General features: G+C 67.9%; 24 protein-coding genes and 1 riboswitch. Of the genes, 11 read left to right on the forward strand and 13 right to left on the reverse strand.

The window, feature by feature from the left end:
• Window positions 1–1,242, forward strand: a complete 1,242-nt coding sequence (locus MFM001_RS19140) for an SLC13 family permease (protein WP_116376851.1) — start codon at window positions 1–3, stop codon at window positions 1,240–1,242.
• On the opposite strand, the gene MFM001_RS19145 is transcribed toward MFM001_RS19140, so the two are convergent.
• From MFM001_RS19145 to carD, 6 genes are read right to left on the reverse strand one after another with little or no spacing between them, the layout of a single operon-like run.
• On the reverse strand, window positions 1,239–2,126 hold the full coding sequence (locus tag MFM001_RS19145) for a glycerophosphodiester phosphodiesterase family protein (RefSeq protein ID WP_116376852.1): 888 nt from the start codon (window positions 2,124–2,126) through the stop codon (window positions 1,239–1,241). The genes MFM001_RS19140 and MFM001_RS19145 overlap by 4 nt on opposite strands.
• A gap of 2 nt (window positions 2,127–2,128) precedes the next feature.
• Window positions 2,129–3,061: a 23S rRNA (guanosine(2251)-2'-O)-methyltransferase RlmB gene (rlmB, locus tag MFM001_RS19150; RefSeq protein ID WP_116376853.1), complete on the reverse strand. Its 933-nt coding sequence runs from the start codon at window positions 3,059–3,061 to the stop codon at window positions 2,129–2,131.
• On the reverse strand, window positions 3,051–4,463 hold the full coding sequence (cysS, locus tag MFM001_RS19155; RefSeq protein WP_116376854.1) for a cysteine--tRNA ligase: 1,413 nt from the start codon (window positions 4,461–4,463) through the stop codon (window positions 3,051–3,053). Before cysS ends, rlmB begins: the two co-directional genes overlap by 11 nt.
• 11 nt (window positions 4,464–4,474) lie before the next feature.
• The gene (gene ispF / locus MFM001_RS19160) at window positions 4,475–4,945 is read right to left on the reverse strand and encodes a 2-C-methyl-D-erythritol 2,4-cyclodiphosphate synthase (RefSeq protein ID WP_116376855.1); all 471 of its coding nucleotides are present in this window, start codon (window positions 4,943–4,945) and stop codon (window positions 4,475–4,477) included.
• Window positions 4,942–5,604, reverse strand: a complete 663-nt coding sequence (gene ispD, locus MFM001_RS19165) for a 2-C-methyl-D-erythritol 4-phosphate cytidylyltransferase (protein ID WP_192886993.1) — start codon at window positions 5,602–5,604, stop codon at window positions 4,942–4,944. Before ispD ends, ispF begins: the two co-directional genes overlap by 4 nt.
• A gap of 2 nt (window positions 5,605–5,606) precedes the next feature.
• Window positions 5,607–6,095, reverse strand: coding sequence for an RNA polymerase-binding transcription factor CarD (carD, locus tag MFM001_RS19170; RefSeq protein WP_045382876.1), 489 nt, complete (start codon window positions 6,093–6,095; stop codon window positions 5,607–5,609).
• Window positions 6,096–6,423: 328 nt separating this feature from the next.
• Here carD and MFM001_RS19175 point away from each other — a divergent pair, with 328 nt between their 5' ends.
• Genes MFM001_RS19175 through disA form a run of 3 tightly spaced genes read left to right on the forward strand, consistent with a single transcriptional unit; the run spans window position 6,424 to window position 9,574 of the window.
• Window positions 6,424–6,999, forward strand: coding sequence for a hypothetical protein (locus tag MFM001_RS19175; protein ID WP_116376857.1), 576 nt, complete (start codon window positions 6,424–6,426; stop codon window positions 6,997–6,999).
• A 35-nt stretch (window positions 7,000–7,034) separates the two neighbouring features.
• Window positions 7,035–8,450: a DNA repair protein RadA gene (gene radA / locus MFM001_RS19180; protein WP_116376858.1), complete on the forward strand. Its 1,416-nt coding sequence runs from the start codon at window positions 7,035–7,037 to the stop codon at window positions 8,448–8,450.
• 14 nt (window positions 8,451–8,464) lie between these two features.
• Complete coding sequence (gene disA, locus MFM001_RS19185) at window positions 8,465–9,574, forward strand: DNA integrity scanning diadenylate cyclase DisA (protein WP_116376859.1); 1,110 nt, start codon at window positions 8,465–8,467, stop codon at window positions 9,572–9,574.
• A gap of 4 nt (window positions 9,575–9,578) precedes the next feature.
• Here the strand turns inward: disA and MFM001_RS19190 are convergent, their stop codons facing one another.
• The 3 genes from MFM001_RS19190 to MFM001_RS19200 are packed head-to-tail and all read right to left on the reverse strand — an operon-like array spanning window position 9,579 to window position 13,574.
• Window positions 9,579–10,391, reverse strand: a complete 813-nt coding sequence (locus MFM001_RS19190) for a hypothetical protein (RefSeq protein ID WP_238159284.1) — start codon at window positions 10,389–10,391, stop codon at window positions 9,579–9,581.
• Window positions 10,392–10,411: 20 nt separating this feature from the next.
• Entirely contained in the window at window positions 10,412–13,255 is a 2,844-nt protein-coding gene (locus MFM001_RS19195) for an RND family transporter (protein WP_238159285.1), read from the reverse strand.
• Complete coding sequence (locus tag MFM001_RS19200; protein WP_116376861.1) at window positions 13,248–13,574, reverse strand: hypothetical protein; 327 nt, start codon at window positions 13,572–13,574, stop codon at window positions 13,248–13,250. The genes MFM001_RS19195 and MFM001_RS19200 overlap by 8 nt, the downstream gene beginning before the upstream one ends.
• Before the next feature lie 133 nt (window positions 13,575–13,707).
• On the opposite strand from MFM001_RS19200, the gene MFM001_RS19205 reads away from it, so the two are divergent.
• A complete protein-coding gene (locus MFM001_RS19205; RefSeq protein ID WP_116376862.1) occupies window positions 13,708–14,910 on the forward strand; it encodes a sensor histidine kinase in 1,203 nt (400 codons plus the stop codon).
• A 1-nt stretch (window position 14,911) separates the two neighbouring features.
• Complete coding sequence (locus MFM001_RS19210) at window positions 14,912–15,577, forward strand: response regulator transcription factor (RefSeq protein ID WP_116376863.1); 666 nt, start codon at window positions 14,912–14,914, stop codon at window positions 15,575–15,577.
• Here the strand turns inward: MFM001_RS19210 and MFM001_RS19215 are convergent.
• A complete protein-coding gene (locus MFM001_RS19215; RefSeq protein ID WP_116376864.1) occupies window positions 15,574–16,197 on the reverse strand; it encodes a carbonic anhydrase in 624 nt (207 codons plus the stop codon). The genes MFM001_RS19210 and MFM001_RS19215 overlap by 4 nt on opposite strands.
• On the opposite strand from MFM001_RS19215, the gene MFM001_RS19220 reads away from it, so the two are divergent.
• Complete coding sequence (locus tag MFM001_RS19220) at window positions 16,196–17,098, forward strand: A/G-specific adenine glycosylase (protein ID WP_116376865.1); 903 nt, start codon at window positions 16,196–16,198, stop codon at window positions 17,096–17,098. The genes MFM001_RS19215 and MFM001_RS19220 overlap by 2 nt on opposite strands.
• On the opposite strand, the gene MFM001_RS19225 is transcribed toward MFM001_RS19220, so the two are convergent.
• The gene (locus MFM001_RS19225) at window positions 17,075–17,686 is read right to left on the reverse strand and encodes a TetR/AcrR family transcriptional regulator (protein ID WP_116376866.1); all 612 of its coding nucleotides are present in this window, start codon (window positions 17,684–17,686) and stop codon (window positions 17,075–17,077) included. The two genes, MFM001_RS19220 and MFM001_RS19225, sit on opposite strands and share 24 nt — an antisense overlap.
• A gap of 23 nt (window positions 17,687–17,709) precedes the next feature.
• On the opposite strand from MFM001_RS19225, the gene MFM001_RS19230 reads away from it, so the two are divergent.
• On the forward strand, window positions 17,710–18,564 hold the full coding sequence (locus MFM001_RS19230) for an alpha/beta fold hydrolase (protein ID WP_116376867.1): 855 nt from the start codon (window positions 17,710–17,712) through the stop codon (window positions 18,562–18,564).
• Here the strand turns inward: MFM001_RS19230 and MFM001_RS19235 are convergent.
• The gene (locus MFM001_RS19235) at window positions 18,528–19,292 is read right to left on the reverse strand and encodes an alpha/beta fold hydrolase (protein ID WP_116376868.1); all 765 of its coding nucleotides are present in this window, start codon (window positions 19,290–19,292) and stop codon (window positions 18,528–18,530) included. The genes MFM001_RS19230 and MFM001_RS19235 overlap by 37 nt on opposite strands.
• 14 nt (window positions 19,293–19,306) lie before the next feature.
• Here MFM001_RS19235 and mhuD point away from each other — a divergent pair, with 14 nt between their 5' ends.
• From mhuD to MFM001_RS19250, 3 genes are all read left to right on the forward strand, one after another.
• The gene (gene mhuD / locus MFM001_RS19240) at window positions 19,307–19,624 is read left to right on the forward strand and encodes a mycobilin-forming heme oxygenase MhuD (RefSeq protein ID WP_116376869.1); all 318 of its coding nucleotides are present in this window, start codon (window positions 19,307–19,309) and stop codon (window positions 19,622–19,624) included.
• On the forward strand, window positions 19,587–20,966 hold the full coding sequence (locus MFM001_RS19245; RefSeq protein WP_371685570.1) for a serine hydrolase: 1,380 nt from the start codon (window positions 19,587–19,589) through the stop codon (window positions 20,964–20,966). Before mhuD ends, MFM001_RS19245 begins: the two co-directional genes overlap by 38 nt.
• Window positions 20,930–21,082: riboswitch (cobalamin riboswitch) on the forward strand. It overlaps the preceding gene by 37 nt.
• 27 nt (window positions 21,083–21,109) lie before the next feature.
• Complete coding sequence (locus tag MFM001_RS19250) at window positions 21,110–22,186, forward strand: HoxN/HupN/NixA family nickel/cobalt transporter (RefSeq protein ID WP_116376870.1); 1,077 nt, start codon at window positions 21,110–21,112, stop codon at window positions 22,184–22,186.
• A 40-nt stretch (window positions 22,187–22,226) separates the two neighbouring features.
• Here MFM001_RS19250 and clpC1 read toward each other — a convergent pair whose 3' ends face one another.
• Window positions 22,227–24,776, reverse strand: coding sequence for an ATP-dependent protease ATP-binding subunit ClpC (gene clpC1, locus MFM001_RS19255; protein WP_116376871.1), 2,550 nt, complete (start codon window positions 24,774–24,776; stop codon window positions 22,227–22,229).
• Window positions 24,777–25,019: the final 243 nt, after the last annotated feature.

Genomic DNA, 25,019 nt, shown 5'->3' on the forward strand with positions numbered 1-25,019 from the left:
TTGACCCTATTTCTCGCGCTGCTGCTTCTTGCTGTCGTGCTGGGGTTCGCGGTCGCCCGACCGCGGGGCTGGCCGGAGGCGTTCGCCGCCGTCCCCGCCGTCGTTGTGCTGCTTGGGGTCGGCGCGATCTCGGTGCATCAGGCCGTGGCCGAAGTGGCGAGCCTGGCGCGGGTGGTCGCGTTCCTGGGCGCGGTGCTGGTGCTGGCCAAGCTGTGCGACGACGAAGGCCTGTTCGAGGCGGCCGGCGCGGCAATGGCACACTCCCGCTTCGGGCCCCAGGGCCTGCTGCGGCAGGTGTTCGTCATCGCCGCCGTGATCACCGCCGCGCTGAGCTTGGACGCCACCGTGGTGCTGTTGACTCCGGTGGTGCTGGTCACGGTTCGGTGGCTGCGGGCGCCGGTGCGTCCACACGCTTATGCCAGTGCGCATTTGGCCAACGCCGCCTCGCTGCTGCTTCCGGTGTCGAATCTGACGAACCTGCTCGCGTTCCATGTCGCCGACCTGTCTTTCGTCAAATTCACGCTGTTGATGGCGCTGCCGTGGCTGGCCGCGGTGGCTACCGTGTACGTCGTCTTCCGCTGGTTTTTCCGGCGTGATCTGTCCGCGGTGCCGGAGCGGCAGGAAATCGGGCCACCGGCCCGGCCACCGGTGTTCGTGCTGGTGGTGGTCGCACTGACGTTGGCGGGGTTCGCGATCGCCGAAGCTGCCGGCGTGGCACCGGCCTGGGCGGCGCTGGCCGGAGCGCTGGTGCTGGCCGTGCGCAGCCTCGCTCGGCGGCACACCTCGGTGGTCGAGATCGTGCGCGCGGTCAACGTGCCGTTCCTGTTGTTCGTGTTGGCGCTCGGTGTCGTGGTGCAGGCCGTGATGCTCAACGGGTTCGCCGACGGCATGCGGGCGGCGCTGCCGACGGGTTCGGGCCTGCTTGCCTTGCTGGGCATCGCGGCCGTCGCGGCGGTGCTGGCCAACATCGTCAACAACCTGCCCGCGACGCTGGTGCTGGTGCCGCTGGCCGCCAGCAGTGGGCCGGCGGCGATCCTGGCGGTGCTGATCGGGGTGAACATCGGACCCAACCTGACCTATGTCGGGTCGCTGTCGAACCTGCTGTGGCGCAGGGTGTTACGCCGCCACGACGTTCCAGCCAGCGTCGGTGAATACACCCGGCTCGGGCTGTGCACGGTGCCCACCGCGCTGGTCGCGGCGGTGCTGGCGCTATGGGTCAGCGTGCGACTGCTGGGCGTTTAGTAGCTGGGCGGCAGCGGCATGCCGAGATCGGCCATCACCGCACGCAATGCCGCGGGATCGTCGGTGATGATGCCGTCGACGCCGTCGTCGATCTGCCGCCGCATGGTCTCAGCGTCGTTGATCGTCCATGGAAGCACCTTGAGCCCCAACGCATGTGCCCGGTCCACAAACGGTTTGTCGACCAGCTGATACGCGGGTGAGACGATGCTGGCGCCGATCATCCTGGCCGCGACAAGCGGATCACCGACGACGGCGGGTTTGATTCCGGCCAGCCACGGCGAATCCGGTTGCCACGTCGCCTGGTTCCACAGCGTCACCACTGGAATCGACGGCTCCGCCTGTCGAACCAAAGGCAGGGTTCGCCAGTCGAAGCTTTGTATCTCGACGCGGTCGGTCTTGCCGGCCGCCCGGACAGCGGCAAGGATCACGTCGACGAACTCCTGCGGGCTGGCCGTCACGTTCGGCTGCTCAGGGTCGACTTTGGTTTCGATGTCGTATCGAACGTCGGCGCGATACGAGTCGGTGAGTGCGAAGATCTCCGGCAGCGTCGCGATCCGGTCGCCGCAGTCGAGTGTGCGGATCTGGGCGAGAGTCAGCTCGTGCACCAGCTTTCCGACGTACGGGTACTGCGGGTCTGCGGCCGACGCGGGCCCGGTGTCGGTGCACTTTTGCAGCTGCATGTCCTGGTCATGCCACACCACCGGTTGGCGGTCTTTGGTGATGCCGATATCGAATTCCAAAGTGCTGACGCCGATTTCGAGCGCGTCGGCGGCGCCGCGATGCGCCACCACGTCAAATTCACATGGCTGCGCGACGGCCGTCGGCTGTGCGCCCAGAAACGCGACGGCCGCCAGCGCAACCAGTGCGCGCAGGCGGCACGGCACCTTTAATGCCTGCGCTGGCGGGCGATTTCGGCGAGCACCACCCCGGCGGCCACCGAGGCATTCAGCGACTCGGCGGGGCCGGCCATTGGGATCGACACCACCGCGTCGCAGTTTTCCCGCACCAGCCGGGAGAGCCCTTTGCCTTCCGATCCGACCACGACGGCCACCGGGCCGGTGGCGTCCAGGTCGTCGAGCGTGGTGTCACCGTCGGCGTCTAACCCGACCAGCTGCACACCTTGGCCGGCCCAATCCTTAAGTGTTCGAGTCAGATTGGTGGCCCGCGCGATGGGAACCCGGGCCGCCGCACCCGCACTGGTTCGCCACGCCACCGCCGTCACCGAGGCCGATCGCCGCTGCGGGATCAACACGCCGTGGCCGGCGAACGCCGCGACCGAGCGCACGATGGCACCCAGGTTGCGGGGGTCGGAGATGTTGTCCAGCGCGACCAGCAATGCCGGCGGAGATTCCATCGCCGCCGCAACCAGGTCGTCGGGATGGGCATAGTCGTACGGGGGAACCTGCAGCGCGATGCCCTGATGCAGGCCGTTGGTGGTCATCCGGTCCAGGTCGGTGCGCGGCACCTCGAGGATTGGGATACCGGAATCGGCTGCGCGCGTGACCGATTCGGTCAGCCGCTCGTCTGCCTGAGCACCGAGCGCAACATAGAGTGCGGTCGCCGGCACACCGGCCCGCAGACACTCCAGCACCGGATTGCGGCCGAGCACCGTCTCGGCGGTGTCCTCGGTGCGTTTGGGTTGACGGCGCTGCTGGGCACGAAGCCGCTTGGCCGCGGGATGGTTGGGCCGCATGTGTGCCGGCGGCGTGGCCCCGCGGCCCTCGAGGCCGCGCCGGCGCACACCCCCGGATCCGACGGTCGGGCCCTTCTTGGTGCCGGGTTTGCGGACCGCGCCGCGCCGCCGCGAATTACCGGGCATCTGTTTCGGTCCCCAGCGACCATTGCGGCCCGTCGGCGGTGTCGGTGACTTCGATGCCGGCGTCTTTGAGCCGGTTGCGGATCTCGTCGGCCAGCGCCCAGTCCCGCTGCTCGCGGGCCTTCTCGCGTCGCTCCAGCTCGGAACGCACCAATACGTCGACGGCCGCCAGCGCTGCCGAGGCCTCGTCGTGGGACTCCCACCGCTCGTCGAGGGGATCGCAGCCGAGGACGCCCATCATCGCGCGGATGGCCGCGGCATGAGCCAGGGCGCCTTCGTGGTCGCCGGCGTCGAGCGCACGGTTGCCCTCCGCACGCGCGTGGTGCACCTCGGCCAGCGCGATCGGCACAGCGAGATCGTCGTCGAGCGCTTCGGCGAACCGCGGGGTCCACTGCCCCGGCTCGACGGCGCCCGCCCGATTGCGCACCCGGTGCAGGAAGTCCTCGATACCCACGTAGGCGTTGACGGCGTCTTGCAGGGCGGTCTCGGAAAATTCCAGCATCGAGCGGTAGTGGGCGCTGCCGAGGTAGTAGCGCAGTTCGGCGGGCCGCACGCGCGCCAGCATCGCCGGGATGGCCAGCACGTTGCCCAGAGACTTGCTCATCTTCTCGCCGCCCATGGTGACCCAGCCGTTGTGCAACCAGTAACGGGCGAACCCGTCGCCGGCCGCGCGGCTCTGCGCGATCTCGTTCTCGTGATGGGGGAACACCAAATCCATTCCGCCGCAATGGATGTCGAATTCCGGACCGAGATAGGTCCGGGCCATCGCCGAGCATTCGAGATGCCAGCCCGGCCGCCCGTGGCCCCACGGGGTCGGCCACGACGGCTCGCCGGGCTTGGCGCCTTTCCACAGCGTGAAGTCGCGTTGGTCGCGCTTGCCGCTGGCCACGCCCTCGCCTTGGTGGACGTCGTCGATCTTGTGGCCGGACAGCTGGCCGTAGTCGGGATAGCTCAACACGTCGAAGTACACGTCGCCGTTGCCGGTGTAGGCGTGGCCGGTGCAGATCAGCCGCTCGATCAGCTCGACCATCTGGGTGATGTGCCCGGTGGCGCGGGGCTCCGCCGACGGCGGCAAGACGCCCAGCGCGTCGTAGGCGGCGGTGAACGCCCGCTCGTAGGTGGCCGCCCACTCCCACCAGGGCCGGCCGGCCGCGGCGGCCTTGTTGAGGATCTTGTCGTCGATGTCGGTGACGTTGCGGATGAACGCGACGTCGTAGCCGCGGGCCATCAGCCAGCGGCGCAGAATGTCGAAGGCCACGCCGCTGCGAACGTGGCCGATGTGCGGCAGGCCCTGCACGGTGGCGCCGCAGAGGTAGATGGAGACGTGGCCGGGCCGCAGCGGGACGAAATCACGCACGGCGCCACTAGCCGTGTCGTGTAGCCGCAACTGGGCGCGATCGGTCACGACGTGCCAGCTTACCGGGCTACTACCAGCGCCGTTGCTATGGCCGCAAGGCCCTCCCCACGGCCGGTGAGGCCGAGGCCGTCGGTCGTGGTGGCCGACACCGACACCGGCGCGCCGAGCAGCCCGGACAGCAACTCCTGCGCCTCGTTGCGGCGCGGGCCGACTTTGGGCCGGTTTCCGATCACCTGGACGGCGGCGTTGCCGAGCCGCCACCCCTCAGACCCGATTAGCTCGGCGACGTGGCGCAGCATGTCGGCTCCGCTGACACCGGCCCAGCGGGGATCGTCGACACCGAACACAACCCCGATATCGCCGAGTTCCGCTGCCGACAACAGCGCGTCGCACAGCGCGTGTGCGGCGACGTCGCCGTCGGAGTGTCCCGCGCAGCCGTCGGCGTCGGGAAAAAGCAGGCCCAGCAGCCAGCACGGCCGCCCGGGCTCGATCGGGTGCACATCGGTGCCCAGACCGATCCGGACGTTCATTGCTTGACGAGCGCCTGCGCCAGAAGCAGGTCCAGCCGGGTGGTGATCTTGAAGGCCAGCGGGTCGCCGTCGACCACGTGGACCTGCCCACCGATGTGCTCGACCATCGACGCGTCGTCGGTGAAGTCGGCGGATGCGGCCCGCTCGTAGGCACGCTGCAGCAATTCGGTGGCAAAGCCCTGCGGAGTCTGCACCGCCCGCAGACCGGCCCGTTCCGGCGTACCCAGGACCACGCCGTTGGCGTCGACGGCCTTGATGGTGTCGGGTACGGGCAATGCGGGCACGACGGCCGAATGTCCCGACCGCAACGCCTCGACGACCCGGGCCACCAGTTGCGGGGGTGTCAAGGCTCGCGCGGCGTCGTGGACCAGCACGAAGTCCGGTTCGCCGGCGGCCGCCAATGCGTGGGCAACCGACTCGCTGCGGGTGGCGCCGCCAGCCACGATCGTGGCGACGTGGCCCAGGATCAGCTTGGCCTGGTCGGTGCGATCCGCGGGCACGGCCACCACCACGCGGTCGACCACCCCGGATTCCAGCAGGCCGGTGACGGCCCGTTCAACCAGGGTGTGCCCGTCGAGGTGAAAGAACGCCTTGGGAACACCTGCGGCCAGCCGCTCACCCGATCCGGCGGCCGGGACTACCGCGACCGTGCCCTTCACAGTCAGGAGGCTGCGGCCAGAACCTCGTCGAGGATGGTCTCCGCCTTGGCGTCGTCGGTGCTTTCGGCCAGCGCCAGCTCACCGACCAGGATCTGCCGCGCCTTGGCCAGCATGCGCTTCTCGCCGGCCGACAGGCCGCGCTCCTGGTCACGGCGCCACAGGTCACGAACGACCTCGGCGACCTTGTTGACGTCACCGGACGCAAGTTTCTCGAGGTTGGCCTTGTAGCGGCGCGACCAGTTGGTCGGCTCCTCGGTGTGCGGTGCGCGCAGCACCTGGAACACCTTGTCGAGGCCTTCCTGTCCAACCACATCGCGGACACCGACGTACTCGGCGTTCTCGGCGGGGACTCGAACGGTCAGGTCACCCTGCGCCACCTTCAAGACGAGATATTCCTTTTGTTCCCCTTTGATGGTCCGGGTTTCGATCGCCTCGATTAGCGCTGCACCGTGGTGTGGATAGACAACGGTGTCACCGACCTTGAAAATCATCTGGTTCGAGCCCCTTTCGTTGCTTCGATCTTAACACGGCGCCTCGACACACGCGGAACAACGGTGCAGGTCAGGGGCACCGCACGCCAAGGGTGGGGGTTGACAGACCGGTGAATTCGTGCATGGCACCGACCTTTTGGGAACCCGGCGGAGGGCACTGAAAGATGGTACTGCGCTGCCCAGAGCCGTCTCCAGCGCCCTGTGGTACCGCCCACGCGACCGACCTACTACTCTGCATAGTCGAACCGGGACGGCCGCTCGGCGACGATGCGGACCGCATGCGGTCCGAGGAGAAGCCGAGCAATCGGGCTTGAGCAGGAGGCTTTGAGTGAACCGCTTAGACAACCGCCGCTCGACGACCGTCGCCGCGTTGGCCGCCGGCAGCCTGGTCGGCGCGCTCCTGCTCACCGGCTGCGGCAGCGGCCAGCTCTCCCAGACCGCCGCCCAGGTGCCCGCCGTCAACGGCACCCAGTCGGTGATCAAGAACGTCGCGCTGCGCAATATTCACGTCCAGGCGGTGCAGACCGGCGACTTCCTGCGGCCGGGCCACTCCGTGGACCTGGTGTTCGTGGCCACCAACCAGTCGCCGGATACCACCGACAAACTGGTCGGCGTCACCACCGACGTCGGCACCGTGACGCTGTCCGGGGATACCCGCTTGCCGGCCGGCGGGATGCTCTTCGTCGGCACCGCCGACGGCCAGAACAACAAAGCCGTCAACTCCGTGGAGCCCGCCCACAACGCGAAGGCGACCGTGGCGCTGAGCAAGCCGATCACCAACGGCCTCACCTACAACTTCACCTTCGACTTCGAGAAGGCGGGAAGCACCACCGTGCCGGTGCCGATTTCGGCCGGACTTGCACCGCGCAAGAGCGAAACGCCGGTACCGGCCGAGCATCCTTAAGTCCCGATGTCGTACCCGGCGGATACCGTCGGTCCGTGGCCAAGGCTCGTTCGCAATACCGCTGCTCGGAATGCCACCATGTCACCGCCAAATGGGTGGGACGCTGCCAGGAATGCGGCACCTGGGGAACCGTTGACGAGGTGGCGGTGCTGTCCGCGGTCAGCGGCAATGCCCGCCGGTCGGTAGTCCCGGCCTCGGCCGCGGTGCCGATCAGCTCCATCGAGCCGCGCAGCGCCCGGCACTGCCCCACCGGGGTCGACGAGCTCGACCGGGTGCTCGGCGGCGGTGTGGTGCCCGGCTCGGTGACGTTGCTGGCGGGCGATCCGGGGGTCGGTAAGTCGACGTTGCTGCTGCAGGTTGCCCACCAGTGGGCGCAGTCCGGCCGGCGGGCGTTGTACGTGTCCGGCGAGGAGTCCCTCGGCCAGATCCGGATGCGGGCCGACCGGACCGGCTGCAGCCACGACGAGGTCTTCCTGGCCGCGGAGTCCGACCTGCACGCGGTGCTCGGCCACATCGACGTCGTGCGGCCCACCCTGGTCGTGGTGGACTCCGTGCAGACCATGTCGAGCACCGAGGCCGACGGGGTCACCGGTGGGGTCACCCAGGTGCGCGCGGTGACCACGGCACTGACGGCCGCGGCGAAGACCACCGGGGTGGCCATGATCCTGGTCGGCCACGTCACCAAGGACGGGGCCATCGCCGGGCCGCGCTCGCTGGAACACCTGGTCGACGTGGTGCTGCATTTCGAGGGCGACCACAACTCTGCGCTGCGCATGGTCCGCGGGATCAAGAACCGGTTCGGCGCCGCCGACGAGGTCGGCTGCTTCCTTTTGCACGACGGCGGCATCGACGGCGTCACCGACCCGTCGGGCCTGTTTTTGGATCAGCGGCCGCATCCGGTTCCCGGAACCGCGATCACGGTGACGCTCGACGGCAAGCGCCCGCTGGTCGGTGAGGTCCAGGCGTTGCTGGCCACGCCGCTGGACGGCCGGCCGCGCCGCGCCGTCAGCGGCATCGACCATGCCCGCGCCGCGATGATCATTGCGGTGCTGGAAAAGCATGCGCGACTGAGGATTTCGGCCAACGACACCTTCCTTTCCACCGTCGGGGGCATGCGGTTGACCGACCCGTCGACCGATCTGGCGGTGGCGACCGCGTTGGCGTCGGCCTACGTGAGCCTGCCGCTGCCCACCACGGCGGTGATGATCGGCGAGGTCGGCTTGGCCGGGGATCTGCGCCGGGTCACCGGGATGGACCGCCGGCTCGCCGAAGCGGCCCGGCAGGGCTTCACCACCGCCTTGATTCCGCCCGGATGCGGCGCGAAGCCGCCGGGTTTGCGGATCCTGGAGGCGGCCACCATCGTCGCCGCGCTGCAACACATGCTCGACATCGCCGAGCACGCCGCCAACACACCACCGCCACTGCGCCTGCTGGATCCACCGCCCGCATAGCACAATGGCTGGTAATGACTGCGAGCAAGGCGACCAGAATCGGCGTGGTACCGGCGGCGCGACCCACCCTGCGTGAGGCCGTCGGCAGGCTGGCGCCGGGCACTGCCCTGCGCGACGGCCTGGAGCGCATCCTGCGCGGCCGCACCGGCGCGCTGATCGTGCTCGGCTACGACGACAGCGTGGAGGCCATCTGCGATGGCGGCTTCTCCCTCGACGTTCGCTACGCGCCGACCCGGCTGCGCGAGCTGTGCAAGATGGACGGCGCCGTCGTGCTGTCCACCGACGGCAGCCGCATCCTGCGCGCCAACGTGCAGCTGGTGCCCGACCCGTCGATACCCACCGACGAGTCCGGCACCCGGCATCGCTCCGCCGAACGGGCCGCCATCCAGACCGGCTACCCGGTGATCTCGGTCAGCCACTCGATGAACATCGTGACCGTCTACGTCGCGGGCGAACGCCACGTGCTGGCCGACTCGGCGACCATCCTGTCGCGGGCCAACCAGGCCATCGCCACACTGGAGCGCTACAAAATCCGGCTCGACGAGGTCAGCCGCCAACTGTCCAGAGCGGAGATCGAAGACTTCGTCACGCTGCGCGAGGTGATGACCGTCGTGCAGCGGCTGGAGCTGGTCCGCCGGATCGGCTTGGTGATCGACTACGACGTCGTCGAACTGGGCACCGACGGGCGCCAGCTGCGGCTGCAGCTCGAGGAGCTGCTGGGCGGCAATGACACCGCGCGGGAGCTGATCGTGCGCGACTACCACGCCAACCCCGAACCGCTGTCGGTGGCCGAAGTCACCGCCACCCTCGACGAGCTGGACGCCCTTTCGGACACCGAGCTGCTCGACTTCACCGTGCTGGCAAAGGTTTTCGGATATCCGTCGACCGCCGAGGCTCAGGACTCGTCGATGAGCCCGCGCGGCTACCGCGCGATGGCCGGTATCCCTCGGTTGCAGTTCGCGCACGTCGACCGGCTGGTCCGCGAGTTCGGCTCGCTGCAGGGTCTGCTGGCAGCCAGCGCCGGCGATCTGCAGTCGGTGGAGGGCATCGGCGAGATGTGGGCCCGGCACGTGCGTGAGGGGCTCTCGCATCTGGCCGAGACCATCGCCGACCCGATCAGGTAGCTGCTCAGTTGCCGCCGGGAGCGGCCGGCCCGGGCGGCGGGCCAAGTTCACCGGGAGCGGGCAAGCCGGGCGGCGGCGGCGTTCCCGGCGGCGGTGCACCCGGCGCGCCCGGCGCACCCGGCGGCGCCGGTTCGGCCAGGATGAACGGCACCGGCGCCGAGCGTAGGTTGCCCAACTGCACCACCAGGTTGTAGGTGCCCGGTCCGATCGGCTGGCGCGGCAGCGGGCAGTGCGGCGCCGATCCCATGCCGGTCCAGGTCACCGCCGTCGTCACCTGCTCCCCCGGCGCGAAGGTCTTCACCAGCGTCTCGTTGGACGGCGCGCAGTCCAGGTTGGACCACAGCCGCTTGTTGTCCAGCGAATACACGTAGGCGGCCAGCACCGCGGCACCGACGTCGCGTTTGCAGGCCACCAGCCCGATGTTCGTGACGACCATCGTGAACTTCGGTTGGTCACCGATCACGTATTGCGGCGCGTTGGTCAGGCCCTTGACGGCCAGTGTCGAGTCGGGGCAGTCGTCGCCCTCCTTGAGCACCGGCGGCGGTTGCACGGCCGCGGTCGGCGTCTCGGACGGACCCGGGTTCTGCCCGGCCGGCGGCGTGACCGGCGTCTCGACCTGGGGCTGCTGAATCGGGGACTTCGCGGGGGTTGCGGCAGTGGGCTTGTCGCTGGTCTTCGCGCCCGCGCTGCTGCTCATGATCGCGACGATGGTGGCGACCACGATTCCGATCACGACGACCGCGATGCCCAGCGCTAGCCCCCTGCGCCGCCAGTAGATCTCCGGCGGCAATGGGCCCTGCGGTTCCAGATCCAGCACATTCACACCGTAAGCCCAGGTCACACTGACACGAGCGACCGTTCTCGGCGTGTCGCGAGGCTGGTCCGCCGGACGGTGACCCGGCGGGGCCACCAAAACCACCGATTCAGCAGCGCCACCAGCGAGGGAAGCAGCAACGTGCGGACGATCAACGTGTCCAGCAAAAGCCCGACGCCGACGGTCAACCCGGTCTGCGCGACGGGCTGCACCGTGCTCGCCATCAGGGCGAACATCGTGATCCCGAAGACGACGCCGGCCGTGGTCACCACCCCGCCCGTGCCGGCGAAGGCACGCACGATGCCGGTCCCGATGCCGGCGCGGACCTCCTCGCGGATCCGCATCGCCAGCAGCAGGTTGTAGTCGGCGCCGACGGCCACCAGCGCGATGAACGCGATCGGCGCGACGGCCCAGTGCATTTCCTGGCCCAGCAGGTGCCGGCACACCAGGCCGCTGACGGCCAGCGCCGAGGCGTACGAGACGATGACGGTCCCCATCACCGCCGCTGCCGCCACCGGGCTGCGCAGCATCACCGCGACGATCAGAAAGATCAACGCCAGGGTCGCGACCACCAGCAACCGAAAGTCGTGGGCGACGAAGACCTGCAGATCGCTGGTCACCGGGCCAACCCCGGCCAGGTCCACCTCGGTGGGCGTCAGTGTGCCTTCCTTGGTCGCTTCGGCCACCGCGGTCCGGACCTGTTCGGCCCGCCGGGCGCCGTCGGCTCCCCATTCGTTGCGGTCGCCGTAGACCAGCAGGTAGGTTGCGCGCCCGTCGGCAGACATCAAGTCTTTCAACACTTCTCGGTATCTCGGGTCGGACAGCGCGCGCGAGGGCAGGTAGAAGCCGCCCGCGGCGCTGCTGCGGAAACCAGCGTCCAGCTCACGCAGGTAGTCGGTGAGCTCACGCACTTGCGGGCCGAACGAGCCCATGGTGTCCCGCAGCTCGCCGGTGGCCGCCCGGGCCTGGCCGAGCACGTCGCGCATCGACTGCAAGGTCCGCGGCAACCCGGCCAAACCCGCCGTCGCCGCGCCGGAGCCGGCCGTCAATTTGACTGCTCCGCTGGATAATTCGCCGGAACTGCGGACCACGGCGTCCACGGGTTCGACGACACGCGCCACCACCGAGCAAATCGGATTGGCAGGGCAGTCGGCGGTGTTGGTGACGAATCCGCGCAACGGGTCCAGGTACTCCGACACGGTGCTGACGCTGGTGTGCAGACCGTCCATGCCGGCACGCATATCCTCGGCGCCCGAACTGATTTCGCCCAGGCCGGCGGCGCTGCCGGCCATACCCCGGCCCAGCTGGTCCACCGTCGCGGTCATCCGCGACAACATCGCGTCCAGGTCACCCACCCGCTGCAGACGCTGCACCAGCGAATCGATCCCGGCGCCGAATCGCTCACCGACCAGGCCCGCCTGATGACTCAGGGTCGCCTCGTCGGGCACGGTGCCGGCCGGCCGGCTGGCCGACTGCACCATCCGCACACCCGGTATCGCCATGATCTGGCGGCTGATCCGCTCGACGGCGATAAGGCCCGCGGGGTTGCGCAGGTCGTGGTCGGCGCCGACGGTCACCACGTCGGGAAACAACTGGTTCGCCGGGAAGTGCTGGCTTGCCGCCTGATAACCACGACTGGAGTCGGCGTTGGCCGGGGTGGCCGCGGGCTCGTTCCAGCCGGGCCTTAACCCGGCCACCGGCAACGCCAGGACAAGTACGACCATGCCGCTGGCAACCAAGACCGGTCCCGGCCAGCGCGCAACGATCACGCCGATCCGTCGCCAGCGGCGCGCGATGGTCGACGGTCGGGGTTCCAGCAGGCCTCGACGCCCGGCCAGGCTGATCAACGCCGGGGTCAGGGTCAGAGCCGCGACCATCCCGGCTAAAATGCCTATCGCACAAGGTATTCCGACGCTGCGGAACATGCCGACTTTGGCCAGGTTCAGGCAGGCCAATGCGACTGCCATCGTGAGCGCGGACCCCACGACAACCGGCGCGACACCGCGGTACGCCTGCTCCAGCGCACTCGCCCAACCGATTCCGCGTCTGCGGCCCTCGTGGTAGCGGCCGATCATGAAGATCGCGTAATCGGTTCCGGCGCCAAGCAGCATCGCCGCAATCAGCGCCACCGAGAACAATGACACCTCGACGGCGCCGTGCTGTCCCAATACCGCCACCAAAGGGCGCGCCACGGCCAGGGCCAGGCCCACCGTGATCAGCGGAACGGCGGCAGCAATCGGCGAGCGGTAGACGATCAGCAGCAAGGCCAGGATCACCGCGATCGTGGCGACGGTGATCAGCAGCATCTGCCGGTCGATGGCGGCGAACTCGTCGGAGATGGTGGCGCCCGGCCCGGTGACGTAGACATGTAGACCTTCGGGCGGCGCCAGCCGGGACACTGTGTGGCGCACCGCGTCAACTGCGTCGGCGGCCACCGAGGTGCCCAGCATCCCCGACAGCCGCAGCATCACATTCGCCGCATGCCGGTCATGGCTCAACGCGGCCGATTCGGTGAGCGGCAGCGCCCACAAATCAGTGACGGCGTTGACGTGCGCGGTGTCGGACCGCAGCGCTGCCATCAGCGCGTCATAGTAGCGGCGGTCGGCCGGCTGCAATGGCTGATTACGCTCCAGCACGACGTAATTGATGTTGTTGCTGGGAACGATGCCGAACCGCTCGGCCGCCCGCGTGGCCGCGGTTTGACTCGCCGCAGACGCCGGCATGAACGATCGGGAGTGCGACGCGACGACCCGCTCCAATTGCGGCACCAATACATTGGCCAGACCGGCTACGACGACCCAGCAGACCACGATGAGAACCGCGTGGCGGCTGGTGAAACGCGCGGCGCGGCCGGGCAGTTCACGCAACGGTCTGCTCCTCGCGCTGCACGGACCGCAGCCGCCGCGACCGGTGTGCGGCCGCGTCCAGCAGTGCCCGAAGTCCCGGCTCGGCGGCAGCGACCTCGGCGCGGGCCTCCTCCACCGAGATGTCGCTGTCCAGCCGTGCGGTCACCGCCGTCATCCAGCGCTGCTGCAATGCCAGCAAAAGGCCCTCCTCGCCGCCGAAAAGCCGCTCGACGTCGGGCAGGCTGCCATTGAAATGCAATGCAGCATCCGGATTTTCGGCAGCCCGGTCGATCAGTTCAGCCATGAATGCCATTCGCTCGTGCAGTTGTGTCCACGTCACGAAAGTGACGCTAGGGAAACACCCGGCGCCCGTCGTCGTGCCAGGGTTCGGTTTTCGGGCTCCTACTACGGTCGGATTCGAACTCCGTCCGCAGCATGATGTGCGGCCCCGCTAACCCTTCTACGATGGGCCGATGAGGCGCGTGATCGATTTCGTGTGCGATCGGATGCGGCAACGCGGCGACCTGATACCGCCTGGGTACTCCTGGAACTTCGTACTCGTGGTCGACACCACCATGGTGCTGTTCCTGATCGCGTCGGCGCTGCAGCGCAGCCGCGCCGACCTGCCCGCCGCCGGCATTGCCGCGCTACTGGCGCTGGCGCCGTTGCTGCTGTTCTTTTTGGCCGGAATCAGATTTCTGCCAGGCCTGGTCTGGGCCGCCTCATATGCAGCGACGGCCATCCTGCTCTTCGCGACCTCGACACCGGTCCACGGCGACGTGGCGCCGGTAGTTCTGGTGGTGGCCCTGGGATGTACCACCGCACTGGCGCCAGTGCTTTCCGGGACATTTGCCCTCGGATCGGCGGCGGCGCTGCTGGTGGTAGCAGCCGGGATGCACCGGCTTGACGAGCTCGCGTTGTATCTCGGCATGGTCGCAATGGGCTGGCTGATGGGGATTCTGACACGAATCCAGGCGCAGTTGATCGTAAAACAACAGGAGATGCAGGCGGACCTGGCTGAGCACGCCGTTGCCGACGAGCGGCGCCGTATCGCCCGCGAGGTGCACGACGTCATCGCGCATTCCCTTTCCGTCACAATGCTTCACGTGACGGGGGCGCGGCACGCGCTACAGCAAGACCGCGACATCGACGACGCGGTCGATGCGCTGACCGATGCCGAGCGGCTGGGCCGTCAGGCGATGGCCGATATCCGGCGTACGGTCGGTCTGCTCGATGCCGGTCCGGCCAAGATGGCCCCCGAACCTGGAATCGACGACATCCCTGATCTGGTCGACGATTTCGTCCAGGCCGGGCTGCCGGTCACGCTGCGCAGTGAGGGCGATACGAACCGGGTATCGGCGGCGGTCGGGTTGGCGCTCTACCGGATCACCCAGGAGTCGCTGGCCAACATCGCCAAACATGCACCAGGATCGAAAGCGACTGTACAGCTGGCTATTTCGCCATCTGCCACGGCGCTGTCGGTGGTCAACGCCATACCGGTGGCGGTGGGCGGCGCGCTGGCAACGCAAGGCGGTCGCGGGCTCGCCGGCATGCGCCAACGGGTGGAGCTGCTCGGCGGCGTGATCGACACCGGACCGTCCGGTAACGCGTGGTCGGTGCGCGCCGAGATCCCGTTGACTGACCCGAGTCCGCGCACCCGACGGTGCCCACTCTGACATGGACAACAACGAGATTTCCGTGTTGCTGGTCGACGACCAGGATCTGGTCCGCTCCGGCCTGCGGCGGATTCTGCGGCGCAAGGACGGATTCGTCATCGTCGCCGAATGCGCTGACGGCGAAGAGGTTCCGGACGCCGTGGCCGAGCATCGTCCGGACGTGGTGGTGATGGACCTACGGATGAAGCGGGTCGACGGCATCGAGGCCACCCGCAGGCTCGCCGCACCGGGTTCGCCGCCGGTGCTGGCGCTGACCACCTTCAACGACGACGAGCTACTGTCCGGCGCGCTGCGGGCCGGCGCATCCGGATTCGTGCTCAAGGATTCCTCGGCCGAGGAGCTGATCCGCGCGGTGCGGGCCGTCGCGCAGGGCGACAGCTATCTCGACCCGGCCGTCACCGCGCGCGTGCTCTCCACCTATCGCCGGGTCGCCGGCGAACACCGACCGGATGTCGTCGCCGAACTGACCGCACGTGAGCGCGACGTGCTGCGGCTGATCGGAGCCGGCCGGTCCAACGCCGAAATCGCCTGCGAGCTCTGCATTTCCGAGCTGACGGTGAAAAGCCACATCGGCCGCATCTTCGTCAAGCTCAATCTGCGCGACCGCGCGGCGGCCATCGTCTACGCCTACGACCACGGCGTCGTCACTCCGCGCTACGCGGACTAGGCCTCGTCGCCGATCTCACCGATGTGGTTGCGCAGCACCGCTCGCCCGTCGGCCAGGTGATAGGTGACGCCGACGACCGCCAGGGTGCCCGCGCCGACTCGCTCGGCGATGGCCGTCGACCGGGCCATCAGCTGTGTGCCGGTCTCGACAACATGGCGCGCCTCGAACTCGTCGACCCTGCTCATGCCCTCCCGCCGGCCCAACAGGATGGACGGCGTCACCCGCTCGACCAGGTCGCGCACATAACCTCCCGGCAGCACGCCGTCGTCAAGCGCGGACAGCGTCGCTTTCACCGCACCGCAGCTGTCGTGGCCGAGCACCACGATCAGCGGCACGTCGAGCACCGTCACCGCGAACTCGATCGAGCCCAGCACCGCGGAGTCGATCACGTGGCCCGCGGTGCGCACCACGAACATGTCGCCCAGGCCCTGGTCGAAGATGATCTCCGCGGCCACCCGGCTGTCGCCGCAGCCGAACACCACCGCGGTGGGCTTTTGCCCCTCGGCCAGTTTCGTTCGATGCTCGATGCTCTGGCTGGGATGTTCGGGCTTGCCGGCGACGAACCGCTCGTTACCCTCTTTGAGTGCCTTCCACGCGGTTATGGGATTGGTATTCGGCATGGCGCACATTCTGCCGTACCCGCCGATGATCGTCGCGGCGGAGGACCTCCTGGACTGGTACGACGCGCAACGCCGCGACCTGCCGTGGCGCGATCCGGGTGTCAGCCCGTGGCAGATCCTGGTCAGCGAGTTCATGCTGCAGCAGACGCCGGTGGCCCGGGTGCTGCCGGTCTGGACGGAGTGGGTGGCACGCTGGCCCACGCCATCGGCGACGGCGGCGGCCAGCCCCGCCGATGTGCTGCGCGCCTGGGGCAAGCTGGGTTATCCGCGACGGGCCAAGCGCTTGCACGAGTGCGCCACCGTGATCGCGCGCGACTATGACGACGTGGTTCCTGACGACGTCGAGACCCTGATGACGCTGCCCGGAGTCGGCGCCTATACCGCTCGGGCGGTGGCGTGTTTCGCCTACCGCCAACCGGTGCCGGTGGTGGACACCAATGTGCGACGGGTGGTGGCCCGTGCCGTGCACGGCCGAGCCGATGCGGGCACGCCGTCGGCCCGTGATCATGCCGACGTCGTCGCACTGCTGCCGGAAAATGGCGTGGCGCACCAGTTTTCGGCGGCTCTGATGGAACTGGGCGCGACGGTGTGCACCGCCCGGGCGCCGAAATGCGGACTGTGTCCGGTTACCCGGTGCCGATGGCGGCAGGCCGGCTATCCCCCGGCCGAAGGACCGGTACGGCGCGCGCAGACCTACGCCGGCACCGACCGCCAGGTGCGCGGCCGATTGCTGGATGTGTTGCGGGACAATGCGTCTCCGGTCACCCGGGCACAGCTGGACGTCGCCTGGCTGGCCGACACCGAGCAGCGCGACCGCGCGCTGGATTCGCTTCTCGCCGACGGCCTGGTCGCGCAGACGTCGGATGGCCGCTACGCCCTAGTCGGCGAAGAGGACCGCTAGAGTCGCATCGATCATCGCGTTGATCCGCTTGCTCGTCGCCCCGGTCCGAGTGCGCACGGCGATAGTGATGAGCGCAGCGGTCGCAACTTCGGCAAGCGCCCGCGGCGCCGCCGTTGACGACAATTCCCCTTCCCGCTTGGCTCGCTCGAACCGCTCGCCGAACAACTCGGTGAACCCGTCGAAGGTCGATTCGGCGATCGCAGCGACACGCTCGTCACGCCTGGCTTCGGTCACCGCCGTGCCGACCAGAAAGCAGCCGCGCGGCCCGTCGTCGCCGGCAAGGTAGTACTTCCGCGCGTTCTCATACACCGCGCGCAACCCGGCGCGCAGTGGCCGCGGCTTCGCCAGCTCGCTGGCCAGCGCCGCGTGGCTGTCAGCGGCGTAGCGGGTGATCGCCGCCTGGTACAGCTCCCGCTTGTCACCGAACCCCGCATAGATGCTCGGCCGGTTCATGCCCATCGCTGCGCTCAGCTCGTCCAGCGACGTCGCACCATAGCCATTGCGCCAGAAGGTATCCCGGGCGCGCTCGAGCGCTAGGCCGGGATCGTAGCGCCGCGGCCTCCCCCGCGGTCGTCTTGCCTGTTCCATATTTTTATACTACATTGCACAAAATGAAGACGTGTGACGTCGACGGTCGGCAGGTGCACTACATCGATACCGGCAGCGGGGAAGCGGTGCTGTTGCTGCACGGCTACCCGCAGAGCTCGTCATGCTGGCGGCATCAAATTCCCGCGCTGGCGGCGCGCTACCGCGTCATCGCGCCGGACTGGCCCGGCTTCGGCCGCTCGGAGCCGCCCGCGACGCCACCGACCTACGACGAGGAAGTCGAACGCGTCGAACGGCTCGTGTCGCGACTCGGACTGGACCGCTTCAATCTGATCGCGCACGACTACGGCGGATTTCTCGGGCTGGGCTACACGCTGCGGCACCCGGATCGGGTACTGCGGTTGGCACTGCTGAACAGCCGGGCGCACGGCGTTTTTCGGCCATGGTTCTACAACTTCTCGCTCGGACAGCGGTGGCTGGCCACGCATCGCATCGGCACAACCTTGGTGCGCCGTCTGCCGTTGCGGGCCCTCCACCACTTCGCGCTGAGCCGCTACCGCAAACTCGGCTGCTTCGACACCGGGCTCGAGGACGAATATCTCGGTTGGATGCAAACATCGGGCGGCGCACGAACATTCGTTGAGTTCTTCGCGAATTATCATGTACCGCAGGTCACTTGGCTGGCCGACGGCCTGTCGACAATCACCTGCCCTACCGCGATCATCTGGGGCGACCGCGACGCGTACATCCCGTTTAGTACTGCGCGTGAACTCGCCGAGCGCATCCCCGGCGCAGCGCTGACCCGGCTGAGCGGCGGAGACCACTACATCATGGAAGAGCGCCCAGACGAGGTGGCGTCGGCGCTGCTTGACCTGCTGTCCCGTCACCCCGTCAGAAACGATTCCACCGCTTCGCGATAGACCTCCGGCGCGTCGTCGTGTACCAGATGGCCGGCTTCCGGAACCAGTAGATAGCTTGCCCGATAGCCCCTTTCGCTCATCTGAAGCATCTGGCCGGGCGGCGTGACCGAGTTGCCGGCCTCGATCAGCAACGCCGGCGCCCGCACCGCCTTCCACTGCCCCCAGTAGTCGCGGGTGCCCCATTCGGCGGCGATCTCGATCCACCGTTCGACATGACCGTGCAGACGCCAGCCCGTCGCGGTGCGGTCGAACGACTCCAGGAAGTAGCGGCCGGCGATGTCGCCGAATTCCGCGAATACCTGCTCGGCTGAATCGAATTCGACGGGCAAGGCATGCAGCCACGGCTCCCAGGGTCCCGTGGTCCGGCCACGGAAATCCGGCGCCATGTCCTCGACCACCAGCGCCGACACCAGGTCGGGACGCTCGGCCGCCAGGCACCAGGAGTGCAGCGCGCCCATCGAATGCCCGACCAGCCGCGCCGGGGCACCGAGCGTGGCCACCGCGTCGCCCAGATCCGCCACGAAGCGTTCGGTGCTGATCGGGTGCGGGTCGGCGACGTCGCGGCCGCGGTGCCACGGCGCGTCGTAGGTGTACACGGCACCCAGCCTGGTCAGCCAGGGCAGTTGCCGCGACCACGTGGTCCCGCGCCCCATCAACCCGTGCACCAGCACCACCGGCTCGCCGCGCCCACCGCGATGGGTCAGCAGGTCGGCTGTCATGTCCGGCACGGTAGCCTGACGGCATGCCAGTGGTGAAGATCAACGCAATCGAGGTGCCGCCCGACGCCGGCCCCGAGCTGGAGAAGCGGTTCGCACACCGCGCCCATGCTGTCGAGAACCAGCCCGGCTTTCTCGGCTTTCAGCTGCTGCGCCCGGTCAAGGGCGAGGACCGCTACTTCGTGGTGACCCATTGGGAGTCCGACGAGGCCTTCCAGGCTTGGGCCACCGGGCCCGCCATCGAGGCACACGCCGGCCACCGGGCCAACCCCGTGGCGACCGGGGCGTCGCTGCTGGAATTCGAGGTTGTGCTGGACGTTGCCGGCTCTGGCTCGAAGGCATAGCCGGCGCCCGGGGCGGCACCGCGCGGCGGCACTCGGTGCCGTCGCCACGCTCGTCACCGCCCTGGCGCCCGGTTGCAGCCCACCGCCCACTCCGTCCGCGAACGCCGCGGATTCCGGCGTACGGATAGACATCAGGACGCCGCCCGGTCTGCGGGCCAAGCAGACCGTCGACATGCTCAACTCGGACTGGCCGATCGGACCGGTCGGGGTACGTACGCTGGCCGCACCCGACATGGTGGATTCCGTCGAGCACTCGATGGAAGAACTCTGGTGGGACCGTCCCTTCACCGTGGGCGACGTCGCGATCAGCGCTGGCGCGGCCACCTTGCAGCTCATCACGTCCTACGGCGCGCGCCAGACCGTTCGGATCCACACCGACGACGACACTCTGGTCGACGGGTTCGAGGTCACCACGCAGGCTCCCGTCATCTCCTCCTGGCGCGATGTCGATGCCACGCTGACCCGGACCGGCGCCCGCTACTCGTGGCAGGTCGCCAAGGTCGACGACGGGCGCTGCGATCGGGTGGCGGGCACCAATACCGCCGAATCTCTGCCGCTGGCATCGATTTTCAAGTTGTACGTGCTTTACGCCGTGGCCCAGGCAGTCAAAGACGGAACGGTTTCCTGGGATGACCAGCTGACCGTCACCGACAAGGGCAAGGCCGTCGGTTCCGGCTTGGAATTGCCGGTGGGAGCGCATATTTCGGTCCGTACCGCCGCCGAGAAGATGATCGCCACCAGTGACAACATGGCCACCGACCTGCTGATCGGAAAGGTGGGACCGCACGCCGTCGAGAACGCGCTGGTTGCGGCCGGCCATCACGACCCGGCCAGCATGACGCCATTCCCGACGATGTACGAGCTGTTCTCGGTCGCCTGGGGGCAACCGGATGTTCGTGAGCAATGGAAGCAGGCCGCCAACCCGCAAGCCCGCGCCCAGTTGCTGCAGCAGGCCAATTCCCGTGTCTACCAACCGGATCCGACGCGCGCACACTCGCCGGCATCGGGCTTCGGCGCGGAGTGGTACGGCAGCGCCGAGGACATCTGCCGGGTGCACACGGCGCTGCAGGCCGGCGCAGTCGGCAAAGCGGCGCCGGTCAAGCAGATCATGTCCGCGGTGCCCGGGGTCGACTTGGACCGCCGGCTTTGGCCCTACATCGCCGCCAAAGCCGGCGGCCTGCCGGGTGACCTGACGTTCAGCTGGTATGCCGTGGACAGGACGGGTCAGCCGTGGGTGGTCAGTTTCCAGCTGAACTGGGGTCGCGACCACGGGCCGAGGGTGACCGGCTGGATGCTGCAAATCGCCAAGCAGGTCTTCGCGCTGGTGCCGATGTCGCGCTAGTCTTTCGCGGTAGTCATGTGACGGCGGGGAAACCGGTGCATATTCCGGTGCGGTCGCGCCACTGTAACCAGCGTTCGACGCTGGAAGCCAGACCTCCCCGTCACATCGCGGATGAGGACGCGTAATCCTCGGAAGGCGGTCTGATGTTTCGGTTAGCTTCCGCGGCGTGGAATCGCCGGGACCGAATCGAGATCAGTGTGCTGCTGGGCGCGATCGCGCTGATGCACCTCGTCGGGTTCACGACGTTGTTCATGATCATCGCGCCGCGCCATTATCACGCCGGAAGCCAGATCTTCGGTGTCGGATTGGGGCTTACCGCCTACTTGTTCGGGCTGCGGCACGCATTCGACGCCGACCATATCGCCGCGATCGACAACACCACGCGCAAGCTGATGACCGACGGCCACAAACCGAAATCCGTCGGATTCTGGTTCGCGATGGGCCATTCCACGATCGTGCTGGTGATGGCGGTGCTGGTGATCGTCGGCGCCCACGCGGTCGGGGCGCTTGTCGACGACGGCTCACCGACCCGGCGTGCGCTCGGCTTCGCCGGCACCCTGGCCTCGGGGCTGTTCCTTTACTTGATCGCGGCCATGAACATCATCGCGTTGATTGGCATATCGCGCGCCTTCACCAAGTTGCGCCGCGGCGACTATTCCGACGAAGAGCTCGAAGCCGCTCTGAACGACCGCGGTTTTTTGGCCCGGGTGCTGCGCCCGATCATGAACCGCATCAAGCGGCCGGTGCAGATCTACCCCGTGGGACTGCTGTTCGGCCTTGGCTTCGACACCGCCACCGAGGTCGCGCTGCTCGCGCTGGCCGGCACCGGCGCCGCCGCCGGCCTGCCGTGGTACGCCGTCCTGGTGCTGCCGCTGCTGTTCGCGGCCGGCATGAGCCTGATGGACACTCTCGACGGCCTGCTGATGACGGCCGCCTACGACTGGGCGTTTATGCAGCCGATCCGCAAGATCTACTACAACCTCACGGTGACCGGGTTGTCGATTGCGGTGGCGCTGCTGATCGGATCGATCGAGCTGGTGTCGATACTGCACGACGACCTCAATTGGGTTGACCCCGTGACGAGTTGGATCAGCGGCATCAACCTCAACAACGCCGGCGTGGCGATCGTCGGGCTGTTCGCCGTCACGTGGATCGGGGCGATCGCCTACTGGAAGTTGGCCAACGTCGAACAACGCTGGCAACCTGCGCGGCCGGAATAAACCGCGGGTGGCCACTTAAGGTGGCCACCCGCTGATCGGTTTACTCGGCGCTGTGTGCGCCGCCCGCGCTGTGCGCTCCGGCCTTGGCCAGGTCCGCCTCGACCGGCTCGACGGGCTTGGGACTCCCGACGAACGTGAACTTGGCGTCCTCGCCGGCGCCTTCGCCGTCCCAGTTGTCGACGTCGACGGTGACGACCTGACCCGGACCGACCTCCTCGAAGAGGATCTTCTCGGAGAGAGCGTCCTCGATCTCGCGCTGGATGGTGCGCCGCAGCGGGCGGGCGCCCAACACGGGGTCGAAGCCGCGCTTGGCCAGCAGCGACTTGGCCTTGTCGGTGAGCACCAGCGCCATGTCCTTGCTCTTGAGCTGCTTTTCGACGCGGCCGATCATCAGCTCGACCATCCGGATGATCTCGTCGCGAGTCAGCTGGTGGAAGACGATGATGTCGTCGATGCGGTTGAGGAACTCCGGGCGGAAGTGCTTCTTGAGCTCGTCGTTGACCTTCTGCTTCATCCGCTCGTAGTTGTTCTCCCCGCCGCCCTGGGTGAAGCCCAGGCCGACAGCCTTGGAGATGTCGGCGGTACCGAGGTTGGACGTGAAGATCAGCACGGTGTTCTTGAAGTCGACCGTGCGGCCCTGCCCGTCGGTCAGCCGCCCGTCTTCGAGCACCTGCAACAGGCTGTTGTAGATCTCCTGGTGCGCCTTCTCGATCTCGTCGAACAACACCACACTGAACGGCTTGCGCCGCACCTTCTCGGTGAGCTGGCCGCCCTCCTCGTAGCCGACGTATCCCGGCGGGGCACCGAACAGCCGCGACGCGGTGAACCGGTCGTGGAACTCACCCATGTCGATCTGGATGAGCGCGTCGTCGTCACCGAACAGGAACTCCGCCAACGCCTTTGACAGCTCGGTCTTCCCCACACCGGACGGACCGGCGAAGATGAACGAGCCCGACGGGCGCTTGGGGTCCTTCAAGCCGGCGCGGGTACGACGGATGGCCTTCGACACGGCCTTGACCGCGTCCTCCTGACCGATGATCCGCTTGTGGATCTCGTCCTCCATGCGCAGCAGCCGGGTGGTCTCGGCCTCGGTGAGCTTGAACACCGGGATACCGGTCCAGTTGCCCAGCACCTCGGCGATCTGCTCGTCGTCGACCTCGGCGACCACATCGAGATCACCTGAGCGCCACTGCTTTTCGCGCTCGGCACGTTGGGCGACGAGTTGCTTCTCGCGATCCCGCAGCGACGCGGCCTTCTCGAAGTCCTGCGCGTCGATCGCGGACTCCTTCTCGCGGCGCGCCTCGGCGATCTTCTCGTCGAACTCGCGCAGGTCCGGCGGAGCGGTCATCCGGCGGATCCGCATCCGCGCGCCCGCCTCGTCGATCAGGTCGATCGCCTTGTCCGGCAGGAACCGGTCGTTGATGTAGCGGTCGGCCAGCGTGGCGGCGGCGACGATCGCGTCGTCGCTGATCGACACCCGGTGGTGCGCCTCGTATCGGTCCCGCAGGCCCTTGAGGATCTCGATGGTGTGCTCAACCGTCGGCTCGCCCACCTGCACCGGCTGGAACCGTCGCTCCAGCGCGGCGTCCTTCTCGATGTACTTGCGGTACTCGTCGAGGGTGGTGGCGCCGATGGTCTGCAGTTCACCGCGGGCCAGCTTCGGCTTGAGGATGCTCGCGGCGTCGATTGCGCCCTCGGCGGCACCGGCACCGACCAGCGTGTGCAGCTCGTCGATGAACAGGATGATGTCGCCGCGGGTGTTGATCTCCTTGAGCACCTTCTTCAGGCGTTCCTCGAAGTCACCGCGGTAGCGCGAGCCCGCCACCAAGGAACCGAGGTCCAGCGTGTAGAGCTGCTTGTCCTTCAGCGTCTCGGGAACCTCGCCGTGCACGATGGCCTGCGCTAAACCTTCGACCACCGCGGTCTTGCCTACGCCGGGCTCGCCGATCAGCACCGGGTTGTTCTTGGTGCGACGGGACAGCACTTGCATGACCCGCTCGATTTCCTTCTCGCGGCCGATGACAGGGTCGAGCTTGCCCTCCATCGCAGCGGCGGTCAGGTTGCGGCCGAACTGGTCGAGCACCAGCGACGTGGAAGGTGAGCCGGACTCTCCTCCCCGGCCTCCGGTGCCGGCTTCGGCCGTCTCCTTGCCCTGGTAGCCACTCAGCAGCTGGATCACCTGCTGACGCACCCGGGTCAACTCGGCGCCGAGCTTGACCAGCACCTGGGCCGCGACGCCTTCGCCCTCACGGATCAGGCCGAGCAGAATGTGCTCGGTGCCGATGTAGTTGTGGCCGAGCTGCAGCGCCTCCCGCAGGGAGAGCTCCAGCACCTTCTTGGCGCGCGGCGTGAACGGAATGTGACCCGACGGCGCCTGCTGGCCCTGGCCGATGATTTCCTCGACCTGGCTGCGCACGCCCTCGAGCGAGATGCCCAGTGATTCCAGTGACTTGGCGGCGACGCCCTCACCCTCGTGGATCAGGCCCAACAGGATGTGCTCAGTGCCGATGTAGTTGTGGTTGAGCATCCGGGCCTCTTCCTGCGCCAGGACGACGACCCTGCGGGCACGGTCGGTAAATCTCTCGAACATTGGTGGTTACCTGCTCTCCCTCACCATCGGTACTGCGGCGGGCTTTAGGTCGGTCCCTGCGTACCTGCCATCCACTGTAATGGGCGGCCCGCCGGGCTTCCTACCTCACGGTCGGCCGCACCAAAACGACACCAATGGCAACGCGGTGAATCGCCGAAACGTTTCCCGCGCTATCAGGTGATCAGTTCGCCACCAGCGAAAGACTGCTAGGTCAGATCGCGCGGCTTTCCCCCTCGCCGCTGC

The sequence above is a fragment of the Mycobacterium sp. MFM001 genome, assembly GCF_003402475.1.
Lineage (GTDB): Bacteria > Actinomycetota > Actinomycetes > Mycobacteriales > Mycobacteriaceae > Mycobacterium.